General features: G+C 75.6%; 10 protein-coding genes. 2 read left to right on the top strand and 8 right to left on the bottom strand.

What is annotated here, in order from left to right; translation table 11 throughout:
- Nucleotides 1-84 precede the first annotated feature (84 nt).
- From hemB to SK069_RS12815, 3 genes are read right to left on the bottom strand one after another with little or no spacing between them, the layout of a single operon-like run.
- A complete protein-coding gene (hemB, locus tag SK069_RS12825) occupies nucleotides 85-1,059 on the bottom strand; it encodes a porphobilinogen synthase (RefSeq protein ID WP_319954638.1) in 975 nt (324 codons plus the stop codon).
- Nucleotides 1,060-1,095: 36 nt separating this feature from the next.
- On the bottom strand, nucleotides 1,096-2,451 hold the full coding sequence (locus SK069_RS12820) for an ABC transporter permease (RefSeq protein WP_319954637.1): 1,356 nt from the start codon (nucleotides 2,449-2,451) through the stop codon (nucleotides 1,096-1,098).
- Nucleotides 2,448-3,188 carry an ABC transporter ATP-binding protein gene (locus SK069_RS12815; protein WP_319954636.1) on the bottom strand — a complete coding sequence of 247 codons (741 nt, stop codon included), beginning with the start codon at nucleotides 3,186-3,188 and terminating at the stop codon, nucleotides 2,448-2,450. Before SK069_RS12815 ends, SK069_RS12820 begins: the two co-directional genes overlap by 4 nt.
- A gap of 87 nt (nucleotides 3,189-3,275) precedes the next feature.
- Between SK069_RS12815 and SK069_RS12810 the strand changes: the two genes are divergently transcribed.
- Nucleotides 3,276-4,076, top strand: a complete 801-nt coding sequence (locus SK069_RS12810; RefSeq protein WP_319954635.1) for a TIGR00282 family metallophosphoesterase — start codon at nucleotides 3,276-3,278, stop codon at nucleotides 4,074-4,076.
- A gap of 112 nt (nucleotides 4,077-4,188) precedes the next feature.
- Here SK069_RS12810 and SK069_RS12805 read toward each other — a convergent pair whose 3' ends face one another.
- Genes SK069_RS12805 through SK069_RS12795 form a run of 3 tightly spaced genes read right to left on the bottom strand, consistent with a single transcriptional unit; the run spans nucleotide 4,189 to nucleotide 8,123 of the window.
- On the bottom strand, nucleotides 4,189-6,039 hold the full coding sequence (locus SK069_RS12805; RefSeq protein ID WP_319954634.1) for a hypothetical protein: 1,851 nt from the start codon (nucleotides 6,037-6,039) through the stop codon (nucleotides 4,189-4,191).
- A complete protein-coding gene (locus SK069_RS12800; protein WP_319954633.1) occupies nucleotides 6,036-7,541 on the bottom strand; it encodes an alkaline phosphatase family protein in 1,506 nt (501 codons plus the stop codon). Before SK069_RS12800 ends, SK069_RS12805 begins: the two co-directional genes overlap by 4 nt.
- Nucleotides 7,542-7,547: 6 nt before the next feature.
- Nucleotides 7,548-8,123: a DUF4126 family protein gene (locus SK069_RS12795; RefSeq protein WP_319954632.1), complete on the bottom strand. Its 576-nt coding sequence runs from the start codon at nucleotides 8,121-8,123 to the stop codon at nucleotides 7,548-7,550.
- Between the two features lie 20 nt (nucleotides 8,124-8,143).
- Here SK069_RS12795 and SK069_RS12790 point away from each other — a divergent pair, with 20 nt between their 5' ends.
- Nucleotides 8,144-9,574: an aminotransferase-like domain-containing protein gene (locus tag SK069_RS12790; RefSeq protein WP_319954631.1), complete on the top strand. Its 1,431-nt coding sequence runs from the start codon at nucleotides 8,144-8,146 to the stop codon at nucleotides 9,572-9,574.
- Nucleotides 9,575-9,706: 132 nt separating this feature from the next.
- Here the strand turns inward: SK069_RS12790 and SK069_RS12785 are convergent, their stop codons facing one another.
- Entirely contained in the window at nucleotides 9,707-10,186 is a 480-nt protein-coding gene (locus SK069_RS12785; RefSeq protein WP_319954630.1) for a bifunctional nuclease family protein, read from the bottom strand.
- A gap of 439 nt (nucleotides 10,187-10,625) precedes the next feature.
- Nucleotides 10,626-11,786 (bottom strand): zinc-binding dehydrogenase, encoded by a 1,161-nt coding sequence (locus SK069_RS12780; protein WP_319954629.1) that lies wholly within the window; start codon nucleotides 11,784-11,786, stop codon nucleotides 10,626-10,628.
- Between the last annotated feature and the right edge of the window lie 51 nt (nucleotides 11,787-11,837).

Below are 11,837 nucleotides of genomic sequence, written 5' to 3'. Positions count from 1 at the left end.
CGGCCGGCGCGACGGGACGGCGATCCGGGCGCTCGCGACGACCCTCCGGGACGCGTCGCGAGCGCGCGACGGAGGCCCTCGGGATCAGCCGGCCGCCCGGGCGACGTCGAGGGCGAAGTACGTCGCGACGAGGTCGGCACCGGCGCGCCGGATCGCGAGCAGCGACTCGGCGACGACCGCCGGCTCGTCGACGTACCCCGCCGCCGCCGCCGCCTTGATCATCGAGTACTCGCCGGAGACCTGGTAGGCGGCGACCGGCATCCCGGTGGCGTCCTTCACCCGCCGCACGAGGTCCAGCGCGGGGCCGGCCGGCTTCACCATGACGACGTCGGCGCCCTCGGCCACGTCGGTCAGCGCCTCGCGGACCGCCTCGTCGCCGTTGGCGGGATCCATCTGGTAGCTTCGCCGATCGCCGAACGCCGGCGTCGACCCCGCGGCCTCGCGGAACGGCCCGTAGTAGGCCGAGGCGAGCTTCGCGCTGTGGGCGACGAGCACCACCTGGTCGTGGCCGGCCGCGTCGAGCGCATCGCGGAGGACCCCGATCCGGCCGTCCATCATGTCCGAGGGGTACAGCACCTCGGCCCCGGCGTCGGCCTGCGCGACGGCGGTCCGGGCGAGCAGCTCGAGCGTCGCGTCGTTCTGGACCTGGCCCCGGTCGTCGAGCAGCCCGCAGTGGCCGTGGTCGGTGTACTCGCAGAGGCAGAGGTCGACGCCGACCGTGATGCCGGGGACCGCGCGCCGGATCGCGCTCGCGGCCTGCTGCACGATCCCGTCGGCCGCCCACGCCCCGGAGCCCTCGTGGTCCTTCTCGCGGGGGATGCCGAAGAGCATCACCCCGCCGACCCCGTGGTCGGCGGCCTCGCGCGCCAGCTCGACCGCACCGGCGATCGGCAGGCGCTCGACCCCCGGCATCGCGCCGATCGCCGCAGGCCGGTCCAGGCCCTCCGCGACGAACAGCGGCAGGACGAGCTGCGCGGGGCGCAGGGTCGTCTCCCGCACCGCGGCGCGCAGCTCCGGGGTCCGGCGCAGGCGGCGGGGACGGGAGCGCGGGAAGGCCATGGCAGGACGGTAGCGCCGCGCGGCGCGGCGTCCGGATCAGCGCCGCAGCGCGACGCGCGCGATCGCCAGCCAGGCGAGCGTGAGCACCGCGAGGTGGATCGCCGGCCCGACGTACGCGCCGCGCTCGAGCGCCGCGGTCACGAGATCGAGCCCGGGACCGAACGGGAAGATCGCCGTGACGCCGTCGATCGCCACGCCGGTGACGGACCCGACGGTGCCGTCCGGCACGAGGCCGATGACGACGACGGGAACGAGCAGGAGGATCGCCAGCAGGCTGGCCGCGCGGACCTCGGGCGCGAGCGATCCGAGCGCCACGCCGAGCGCGCCGCTGGCGGCGCCCGTCAGCAGCAGCGCCGGGACCCAGAGCGGGATCCGCTCGGCGGGCAGCCCGACGAACGGCGCCAGGCCCCCGACGACGAGCAGCCCGACGGCGGCGGCGACGAGGCCGGCGAGCAGCGTCTTGGCGGCGAGGAGCGGCCCCGGCCGGACCGCCGACCGGACGAGGCGCCCGAGGGTGCGCTCCTCGCGCTCCAGCGCGACGAGACCGGCGCCGAGGAGGACCGCGACGAGCAGCAGCGAGACGGCCGCCGCGACCGCGCCGGCGTACGTCTCCAGGTCGACGGCGGGACCGGTGACGCTCGTGCGCTTGACCCGGATCGGGTCGGCGATCGACTGGAGGATCGCGGGCGTGAAGCCGAGGTTCTCGACCGCGAGCTGCGCGAAGCGCTGGACGCGCAGCACGTCGTCGCGCTGGCTCCCGGCGGGCAGCGACCCGGCCGTGCGTCGGAGGATCTCGCTCGCGCCGCGCAGGCCGAGGATGTCGCCGCGCAGGCCGAGGACCGAGAGGTTGCCGCCCTGCAGGAGGACGCCGAGGTAGCCGCCGCCGACCTCGATCAGGCGCTTGCTGATCTCGGCGTTCGCGTCGCCGAGCCGCGCGCTGATGAGGGTGCGGAGGGCCTCCGCGCGGACCGGGTCGGTGTCGTTCGTCAGCACCTCGAGCGTCGGCAGCGTCCGCTCGCCGCGCAGCGACAGCACCGCCCGCAGCCGATCGACGGTGTCGGGCGGGATGACGATCGCGCCGGCGGCGTCGCCGTCGCGGACGCGGCGCACCGCCTCCTCGCGGGTCGCCACGCTCTGCACGTCGGTGCCCTCGAGCAGTCGCAGCGCGTACGTCCGCGCGTCGAGCTGCTCGCCGGCGAGGTCGACGGTGCTGCGCCCCTCGGGGACCTGGTTGACGAGCAGGACCGACGGCGAGGACGGCCCGCGGGAGAGCGCGAGGCCGAGCAGCAGGGCCACGAGCAGCGGATAGACGACGAGCAGCCCGAGCAGGAGCGGCGAGCGCCGCAACACGCGCGCGTCCTTCGCGACGAGCGGGCCGAGCAGCCCCCTCACGCCTCGGCCTCCCCGGCTTCCACGAGGTCGACGAAGGCGCGCAGGAGGTCGCCGCCGGCCGTCGCCGCGAGCGCCGCGGGCGTCCCGGTGAACGCGACGCGCCCGTCGACGAGCACGACGACCCGGTCGGCGTACCGCTCCGCCTCGCCCACGTCGTGCGTCGATGACAGCAGCGCGCGGCCGTCGCGCGCGAGTCCGGTCAGGAACCGCCACATCCGCTCGCGCTGCCGCGGATCGAGCGAGCTCGACGGCTCGTCGAGCAGGACGACCGGTGGGTCGGCCAGGAGCCCGACCGCGATGTTCACGCGCTGCTGCCCGCCGCCGGAGAGATCGCCGACGCGGTCGTCGGCGCGGTCCACGAGATCCGCCTCGACGAGCATCCGCTCGACGCGCGCGGCGGCGTCCGGCACGCCGTCGAGCCGGGCGAAGAGCTCGAGGTTCTCGCGCACGGTGAGCCGGCGGTAGACCGCGGGCTGCTGCGGGATCCAGCCGACCTGACGCGGCGGCAGCCCGACCTCGCCGGCGTCCGGCTCCTGCAGCCCCGCCAGCAGCGAGAGGAGCGTCGTCTTGCCTGCGCCGTTGGGGCCGAGCAGCGCGACGATCTCGCCCGCGGCGACGTCCAGCCCGACGTCGTCGAGCGCCACGCGGTCGCGGTAGCGGCGCGTGAGCCCTGTGGCGCGCAGGACCGGCGGGGACGCCGCGGCGGGCACGGCGGGGTCCTCGGCGGCCGACGTCACGCGCGCATCGTAGGCGGGGCGGCGCCCGCGCGCGACGTCCGCCCCACGGCGAGCGGGCGGGGCGTCGCCGCGTGGCAGACTCGCGCGATGGCCTCCGGACCGTCGGTGCTGTTCCTCGGCGACGTCGTCGGCGCGACCGGTCGCGCGGCGGTGCGCGCGGCGCTGCCCGAGCTCCGCGAGACCTTCGCGCCGACGTTCGTCGTCGTCAACGGCGAGAACATCGCCGGCGGCGTGGGCATCACGTCCCGGCTGGCGGAGGAGCTGTTCGGCCTCGGCGTCGACGCGATCACGCTCGGCAACCACGCGTTCCGCCAGCGCGAGGTGTGGTCGTACCTCGACGACACCGACGCGATCGTGCGGCCGGCGAACTACCTCGCCACCCATCCGGGCCACGGCAGCTGCGTCGTGGAGCGCGACGGGGTGCGGCTCGGCGTCCTGAACCTCATGGGGAACCTCTACCTCGACCCGGGGCGCGTGATGTTCGCCCAGGCCGAGGTCGAGGTCGACAAGCTCGAGCGCCGCGGCGTCGACCTGCTGCTCGTCGACGTGCACGCCGAGGCGACGAGCGAGAAGGTCGCGCTCGGCTGGGAGCTCGACGGTCGCGCGACGGCCGTCCTCGGCACGCACACCCACGTCCCGACCGCGGACGCCCGCGTCCTGCCGAAGGGCACGGCGTACATGACCGACGTCGGCATGTGCGGTCCGCGCGAGTCGGTGATCGGCGTGCGCCGGGAGCAGGCGATCGAGTCGATGCGCACCCGCCTGCCGGTGCGGTTCGAGACCGCCACGGGCGACCCGTGGGTCTGCGCCGCGCTCGTGCGCACCGACGGCCGGCGGGCGACGGAGATCGTGCCGATCCAGCGCTCGCCCCGGCTCCCGTCGAGCTGACCGACCAGCGCCCCGTACCACGTGGCGGCGTGCGCGGATCCCACCGCTGCGGCGCGGGACGGATGCCGTCCCCGAACCGGGACGGCGGACGCGAGGTGGCGGCGTCGGCCGCTCAGCGCGACGCGCCCGCCGGCGCGTCCTGCGCCCACGGGGCGTCCTCGCGCGGCACCGGGCCGTGCGGGCGCTCCGGGGGCGCGGTGTCGGCGCGGGTGCCGACCCAGCGGAGCGTCCGGTCGCCGAGCGCGCCGACGAGCACCAGCGGCAGGAGCCAGACGAGGTAGAGGTAGAACCAGTACTCCGTCGAGAGCTGCAGCGCGAGCAGCACGGCCGCCGCGGTGGCCGCCAGCCCGGTGAGGTCGTGGCGGCGCGGCAGCAGCGCCACGAGCAGCGCGAAGCCGACCGCCAGCACCCGGGCGACGGTCGTGGCCACGTCCGGGACCCAGCCGTAGAACCCCCACGGCATGAACGGCGCCTCGCGGCCGGCCTGGTAGCCGATCGTGCGGTCGTAGAGCAGCCGCAGCGACGCGCCGTCGAGGACCAGGAGCGTCGTCGGGACCACGACGACGAGGATGCCGACGCCGAACGCGGCCCACGCCCCGGGCGAGAGCCGTGGACCGCGGTGGTGGTGGCGGACCGTCGGGTCGACGGGGTGTCGAGTGGCCAGGAGCGGCACGAGCGCCAGCGGAGCGACCTTCGCCGCGCCGGCGAGGCCCGCGGCCAGCCCCCGGGCGAGCGGACGCGTGCCGACGAGCAGCAGCAGCGCCAGGCCGGCGGCGACGAGCGCGTCGTTCGCGTTGCTCGACAGGCAGTACGCCGTCCACGGGCACGCGAGCCAGAGGTAGGCGTAGAGCACGCCGCGACCGCGGCCCGCGCGCGGGTCCGTCTCCTGACGGCGGCCGACGAGGTAGAGGAGGCCGGCGGCGACGGCGTCGAAGGCGACCGCCGCCGCGTGCGCTGCGGGCAGGTCGTCCCAGCGACCGCTCCACGGCCAGACCTGCTCGAAGGGGAGGTACGCGAGGTAGTTGATCGGGCCGTACGTGTCGCCGGCCTCGATCCCCTTCGGGAAGTTGCCGTAGACGGCCTGGCCCTTGCCGAGGAGGTCCGCCCCGACGACGCCGGCGTAGCCCACGTCGATGACGTTGCCGTCCACGACGCTCAGGACCGCGCGGAAGACGAGCAGGGCGAGACCGGCGAGGAGCAGCAGCACGAGCGGGACCCCCACGACGACGTCCCGAGGCCGGTCGGGGTCCCGCGGACGCCGCAGGCCCGTCGTCGCCGCCCAGAGCAGCAGCGCGACGAGGAGGGCGAACGACGTCGGGACGGCGATGTCGAGCCGCGCGTTGTTGAACGCCGCCAGCGGGACGGCGAAGCCGGCGAGCAGCAGCAGCGGAACCGGCGGCCCGCGGAGCGGACGGACCCCGACGAACGGGAGGAGGAAGAGGATCGTCAGGACCCCCCAGAGCCACGGGCTCGTGATCGAGCGGCCGAAGGCGCCGTCGTACCCGCGCGCCATCGTCCAGGCGACGTACGGGCCGTCCCAGGACTCGGTCACCCGCCCCGAGGCGTCGCTGACGATGACCTGCCCGATCTCGCGCAGCGGCTTGCCCGGCGCGTAGATCGAGAGCTGCCAGCGGTCCTTGCCCTTGAGGAAGATGCTGTCGTAGCTGCCCCGCGTCTCCCGCCGGACCCTCCGGGCCTTGGGATCGGCGCGGGCGATCGCCTCGGCCTGCCGGGCGCTCAGGCGGTGCCCGGCGGGCGGGACCTCGCGGTCGCCGGGCGACTCGACGCCGTTGGGGTCGGTCGGGCCGGCGCGGGGGTCGAGGACCGGCACGCCCGGGACGGTCGTCGTCGTGCCGCCGGCCGGGGTGGTGCCGGTGCCCTGCGCGGCCGCCGGTCCGGCGAGGAGCAGCAGCGCCGCGACGATCAGCGCCAGGACCGTCCCGCGGCGGGTCGCCGCGCTCACGCCGGCGCGCTCCCGGCCACGTGGGCCTGGGCGGCGAAGTGGTCGAGGATCAGCGGAACCGGATCCTCGATCGACCAGGTCGTGGCGCCCTCGCGGGCGGGCAGCCCCGGTCGGCGCCGGCCGTCGAGCCCGTGCGCGAGCAGCACGCCGACGGAGTCCTCGGCCCGCAGCGAGCCGTGGCTGCCGGCGTCGACGTGGTCGACGTCGCCCCAGTCCGGGAACTCCACGCCCTCCGCGGCGGAGAGCAGGACGTCGCCGGAGTTCACGCAGGTCAGCGCGGACCAGCAGCGCCCGAGCGGATCGGGGTGGGAGTCCGACCGCAGGACGCCGTCGTCGATCGTCGCGCCGACGAGGCCGAGCTCGCCACGGACCTCCCACGTGCCGCCGCGGGTGTCGGCGACGGGCCCGCCCGGGCGGAAGCGCAGCTCGCCGGCGACCGCCGCGTCGGGACCCGACGCGATCACGCCCTCGTCGCCCTCGCGCCAGACGACGAGCTCGACGCCGTCGCCCTCGCGGCCGGCCGCGACGAGCTCGGGCAGCAGCTCGTCGCGCTGCGCCCGGTCCAGGACGTAGACGCTCGCCGAGCGCGACGCGGGGCAGTAGGCGATCCGGTCGCCCTTGCGCGGGCCGCCCGGCCGCGCGATCCCGAACGCCTCGAACGCGGGGCGCAGCTCGCCGCGGCGCTCGACGAGCGCGTGGGCGTGATCCGACGCGACGACGAGCCCCCATTCCTCCAGGAACCGGTCCACGCCGCCCGCGGCCTGCGCGATCCGGGCCAGCTGCTCGTCCGCGGCGGCGATCGAGTCGATCTGGGCGTCCGGGCCGTGCTTGTGGCTGTGCGTGTCGTTGTCGGGCAGCGAGAGCAGCAGGAAGTCGACGAGGTCCCGCTCGATGAGGTGCGCCCCGACGCAGCCGGCGTGCTGGTCGCGGATGCCCGGCAGGCCGAACTGGGAGTAGCAGCCGGTCTCCCGGCTCGCGAAGAGGTCCGCGTAGAAGAGCTCCCGCGGTCCCATCACGGGCTTGCGGAACATCGTCGAGGCGACGCGGTTCATCGCCGAGCCCTTCGCGAGCTGGTGGCGGAACCGCCCGCGGTAGACGAGGAACGTCGTGCCGGCCGTCCGCACGCCCCGGTCGTCGAGCGACTCGAAGACCGTCTCGACCTCGGGGGCGAGGTGGCGACCGTTGAGGTGGTAGACGGTGTCGGCGAGCTGCCGGACGATCCCGAGCTTGCGCGACGCGGCGAAGCTCGACCCGTACTCGACGTAGCGGCCGCGCGACCGGTCCCACCAGTTCATCGACGGGATCCGGTGACGGTCCTGGCGCACGCCCGTCGCCAGCGCGGTGGCGCAGACCGGCGTCACCGAGGGGAACGCCGCGACCGACCGGTGCGACTCCCCGTCGCGGGCGACGCGGGCGAGGACCGGCGCGCGGCCGGCATCGATGGCCGCCCGCAGCTGCTCGGGCCCGCAACCGTCGATGACCGCGAAGACGAGGCGCCGCATGGCGGGTCAGCGCAGGATGCGCAGCCCGGCGTGCTTGCGGGTGTCCTGCCGGCGGCCGCCGACGAGCAGCCAGATCCCGCCCGCGAGCGCGATCAGCCCCAGCGGCGGCAGCGCGATCGACAGCAGGGCGACGACGGCGGCGCCGAGCGCGACGCCGCCCGCGAGGGTCCCGTGGGCGTCGCGGTCCAGCCGCTGGCGGGTCCGGCGCACGAGCGAGCGCGCTCCGAGGCCCGAGACGAGCGCGGCGACCGCGCCCGCCAGCAGGCCGGGCCACCAGGTCCCGCTGTTGTCGGCGATCGTCGCGCCGGTCACCACGGCGCCCACGACGACGCCGAGGACGAGCAGCGCCTGCTCGGCCTGCGGGCGCTCGAGCCGGCGGCGCAGGACGAGCGCCGCGACCGCGAGGAGGATCGCGAGCACGAGCACGACCGGCGACCCGACCACCGACAGGTCGGTCCCGTCGTAGTCGGCGCCGAGCTGCAGCAGGCCGGCGGCGGAGGCGACCGCGAGGGGCAGGAACGGGCTCGCGCCCGCCGCTGCCGCGACGCCGAGGCCCTGGAGGAGATCGAGGAGGTAGGTCATGTGGCGATACCGTTCGCCGCATGACTGTAGAGGACCCGGACCCGACCGCCTCGGCCCCGGCTGCCGACGCGGCTGCCGGTTCCTCGGCGCCGCGCCAGCAGGGCGACCTCGAGCGCTACACCGCGCTCTTCGCCGGACGCACGCGCGTCATGAAGAGCTCGGCCATGCGCGACCTCATGGCGCTCACCGAGCGACCGGAGGTCATCTCGCTCGCCGGCGGCCTGGCCGACACGACGCTCTTCCCCCCCGAGCAGCTCGCGAAGGTCCTCTCGCAGATGGCCGCGGCGGACAGCGCCCGGGCGCTGCAGTACGCCCCCACGGAGGGGATCGCCGACATCCGCCCGTGCCTGGCGGAGGTCATGGCCGCGGAGGGCATGAGCGTCGACCCCGGCGAGATCCTCGTCACCACCGGTGGCCAGCAGGTCATCGACCTCATGTGCAAGACGCTCGTGGACCCCGGCGACGTCGTCGTCGCGGAGGCGCCGACGTACCCGGGCGCCGTGCCGACGTTCAGCGCCTACGAGGCCGACCTCGTGCAGGTCGAGGTCGACGACGACGGGATGCGGATCGACGTCCTGGAGGAGACGCTGGACCGCCTGGACCGCGAGGGCCGCACGCCGAAGTTCATCTACGCGATCCCGACCTTCCAGAACCCCTCGGGCGTCACGATGTCGCTCGAGCGGCGCCGCCGGCTCGTCGAGATCGCGAACGAGCGCCAGATCCTCGTGCTCGAGGACAACCCGTACGGCCTGCTGCGCTACGACGGCGGCGAGCAGCTGCCGACGCTCTACGAGCTCGACGGCGGCCGCTTCGTCGTCTACGCCGGCACGCTCTCGAAGATCCTCTCCCCCGGCATCCGCGTCGGCTGGGCGGTGGCGCCCGGACCGGTCCGGCAGAAGATGGTCATCGGCAAGGCCGGCAGCGACCTGAACTCCGCGTCGCTGAGCCAGTACTTCGTCGCCTACTACTTCCGCGACGAGGACTGGCGGACCCACGTCCAGCGCCAGGCCGACGTCTACCGGCAGCGGCGGGACGTCATGCTCGACGCGCTCGAGCGCCACATGCCGGACGGCGCGACGTGGACGCGGCCCGGTGGCGGCCTCTTCGTCTGGGTCACGCTCCCCGCGTTCCTCGACACGACCGACCTGCTCGTGCGGGCGCTGAGTCGCAACGTCGCGTTCGTCCCGGGCCGCGGGGCGTACCTCGACGGCCGGGGCGGGCACTCCATGCGGATCAACTTCTCGGGCGTCGGCGAGGAGGACATCCGCGAGGGCGTCAGCCGGATCGGCTCGGTCGTCGCCGAGCAGATCGAGCTCTACGACTCCCTCTCCGGAGGCGGTCGACGCCGGAGCAGCCGGCGGCCGGCCACCCCGCCGGCGGCCGGGACCGGCGAGGGCGGCTCGGTCGTGCCGCTGCGCCCGTCGGCGGGGCGCCGGCGCGACACCGCCTGAGCGCGGCCGCGCCGGCGGGCCCGTCGCCGCGCGTCCGACGATCCCGAGCGCCGCTGCGACCGCGCCGTTTCACGTGAAACGGCGTGGCGCTCGCCAGCTGCCGCTCGCGGAGGCGACGCGGGTGCGGGCGGGTCAGCCCTGCTGCCGGAAGTCGTCCGGCGAGACGTCGTCGAGGAAGCTGCGGAAGCGATCGACGACGTCGTCGGACTCGTCGCCGGAGCGCTCGAACTCGATCGCCGACTCCTCGACGACGTCGTCCGCGGCGAAGATCGGGGCCCCGCAGCGGACGGCGAAGGCCAGCGCGTCGGAGGGCCGCGAGTCGATCTCGACCTCGCGGCCGTTCTGCTCGAGCGTGATCGTCGCGTAGAAGGTGTTGTCCCGCAGCTCGGTCACCGCGACCTGGACGCACTTCACGTCGAACTCGCCGAGCACGTCGACCATGAGGTCGTGCGTCATCGGTCGCGGCGTCGAGGCGCCCTGCAGGCGCATGAGGATCGCGGCCGCCTCCGGGTGCCCGATCCAGATCGGGAGGAAGCGGTTGGACTGGACGCACTTCAGCAGCACGATCGGCTGCTTGCCGACCATGTCGAAGCTCACGCCGTAGATCGTCATCTCCTGCATGCGAGAGGCGGATCGGTCGGGCCCGTCGGGCGTCGTTCGATCCGCCCTGGAGTATAGGCCCGTGTCCAGGAATCCCCTGTGACGGGGCCTTCCTGTCGACGCCCGCTCCCAACCGCCCCGGCGATGACGCACGAGGGCACGACGGCGAGGGGCCGGCGCGCCGCGCGACCCGGACCGCCGGACCGCGCGAGCGCCACCGGACCGCGGAGGCGGGGTGCGCTCCGCGCGTCGCGCGCGCTCGGATCCAGCGACGCGCACCTCCACGGTGCGCCGGCGGGGCGCCGCGCGCGCCGTGGAGCGCTCTCGGCGGCGGCTCGCGCCCGGAGCCCATCGGGTCGGCCGGGTCCCGGGCGGCCCATCGCGCGCGCACCAGGACGATCGACCGCCGCCACGACGCGATCGGCCGGCCTCGGTGGGCGGCCGTCCGGCGTCAGGGCGCGGTCGCGGCGCTGCGCGGGTCCACGAGGACCTTCGCGTGCGTCTCGGGGTCGCCGAGCGCCTCGAACGCCGTCCCCACGCCGTCCAGGCCGACGGTGCCCGTCACGAGCGGGGAGGGATCGACGCGCCCTTCCGCGAGGAGGTGCAGCGCGTCGCGGAACTCGAGCGGCGTGTACCCGAGGACGAAGCGCAGCTCGACCTCCTTGTTGATCGCCATCGTCGGTCGCAGGCGGTCCTCCCCCATGCAGACCCCCACCACGACGACCCGCGACCAGATCGGCGCCCCGGCGACCACGGCGTCGATCATCCCCGGGACGCCGACGCACTCGAAGACGACCGGCGCCTTCGGACGGATCCCGAGCCGGTCGATCGCCCGCCACGTCCCCCAGGTCGGGATCGGCGCGTCGACGAGCTTCTCCTGCGTCCCGACGGCGAGCTCCAGGACGTCGGGAGCCGTCGTCAGGTGCCCGGCGTCCGGGAACGCCGCGTACGGGGACGCCGTGGCGGGATCGACGACGACGTCGGCGCCGCAGCGCTGCGCCAGCGCCCGCCGGCCGGGCGAGAGGTCGGCCGCGACGACGCGCCGGACGCCCTGCGCCTTGAGCAGCAGGATCACGGCGAGGCCGACCGGGCCGCAGCCGATGACGATCGCGACCTGCCGCTTGCCGACCTCCCCGCGGCGCACCGCGTGCCACGCGACCGCGAGCGGCTCCGTCAGGGTCGCGACCTCGGGTGGCAGGCCGTTCGGGACGGTGATCGCGCACGCGGCCTGGACGAGCAGGCGCTCGGCGTAGCCGCCCGCCGCCGCCGCGGACAGGCCGGTCGGATGCACCGCCCCGTCCGCTCCCCGCAGCAGCGGCAGGGCGACGACGAGGTCCCCGTCCGCCGGGCCGCCCTTCGTGCGCGGTCCGCGGTCGACGACCTCCCCGCAGAACTCGTGACCGAGGACGACCGCCTGGGACCGGCGCATCATCCCGTCGTAGCCCAGCTCGTCCATGACGCCCGCGAGCTCGTCGCAGTGGTGCCGGGCGTGCAGGTCCGAGCCGCAGATCCCGCACCGGCGCACCTCGACGAGCAGCTGGCCGGGACCGGGCACCGGCTCGGGCAGGTCCACGACCTCGAGACGGGCGTCCCGGCAGACGACGGCGCGCATGCGCCCAGGCTAGCCGCGGTCCGGGCGCCCGCGCCGCGGGTGCCCAGGAAC

The organism is Patulibacter brassicae, from assembly GCF_033949425.1.
GTDB lineage: Bacteria > Actinomycetota > Thermoleophilia > Solirubrobacterales > Solirubrobacteraceae > Patulibacter > Patulibacter brassicae.
The sequence above is the reverse complement of the archived record's forward strand: the minus strand, read 5'-3'. Positions and strand labels throughout refer to the sequence as shown.

What these genes read in the sequence shown, in the direction of transcription:
- SK069_RS12800 (WP_319954633.1), bottom strand. Translation starts at nt 7,541, where the DNA reads ATGCGGCGCCTCGTCTTCGCGGTCATCGACGGTTGCGGGCCCGAGCAG.
- SK069_RS12790 (WP_319954631.1), top strand. Translation starts at nt 8,144, where the DNA reads ATGACTGTAGAGGACCCGGACCCGACCGCCTCGGCCCCGGCTGCCGAC.
- SK069_RS12795 (WP_319954632.1), bottom strand. Translation starts at nt 8,123, where the DNA reads ATGACCTACCTCCTCGATCTCCTCCAGGGCCTCGGCGTCGCGGCAGCG.
- SK069_RS12780 (WP_319954629.1), bottom strand. Translation starts at nt 11,786, where the DNA reads ATGCGCGCCGTCGTCTGCCGGGACGCCCGTCTCGAGGTCGTGGACCTG.
- SK069_RS12810 (WP_319954635.1), top strand. Translation starts at nt 3,276, where the DNA reads ATGGCCTCCGGACCGTCGGTGCTGTTCCTCGGCGACGTCGTCGGCGCG.
- hemB (WP_319954638.1), bottom strand. Translation starts at nt 1,059, where the DNA reads ATGGCCTTCCCGCGCTCCCGTCCCCGCCGCCTGCGCCGGACCCCGGAG.
- SK069_RS12785 (WP_319954630.1), bottom strand. Translation starts at nt 10,186, where the DNA reads ATGACGATCTACGGCGTGAGCTTCGACATGGTCGGCAAGCAGCCGATC.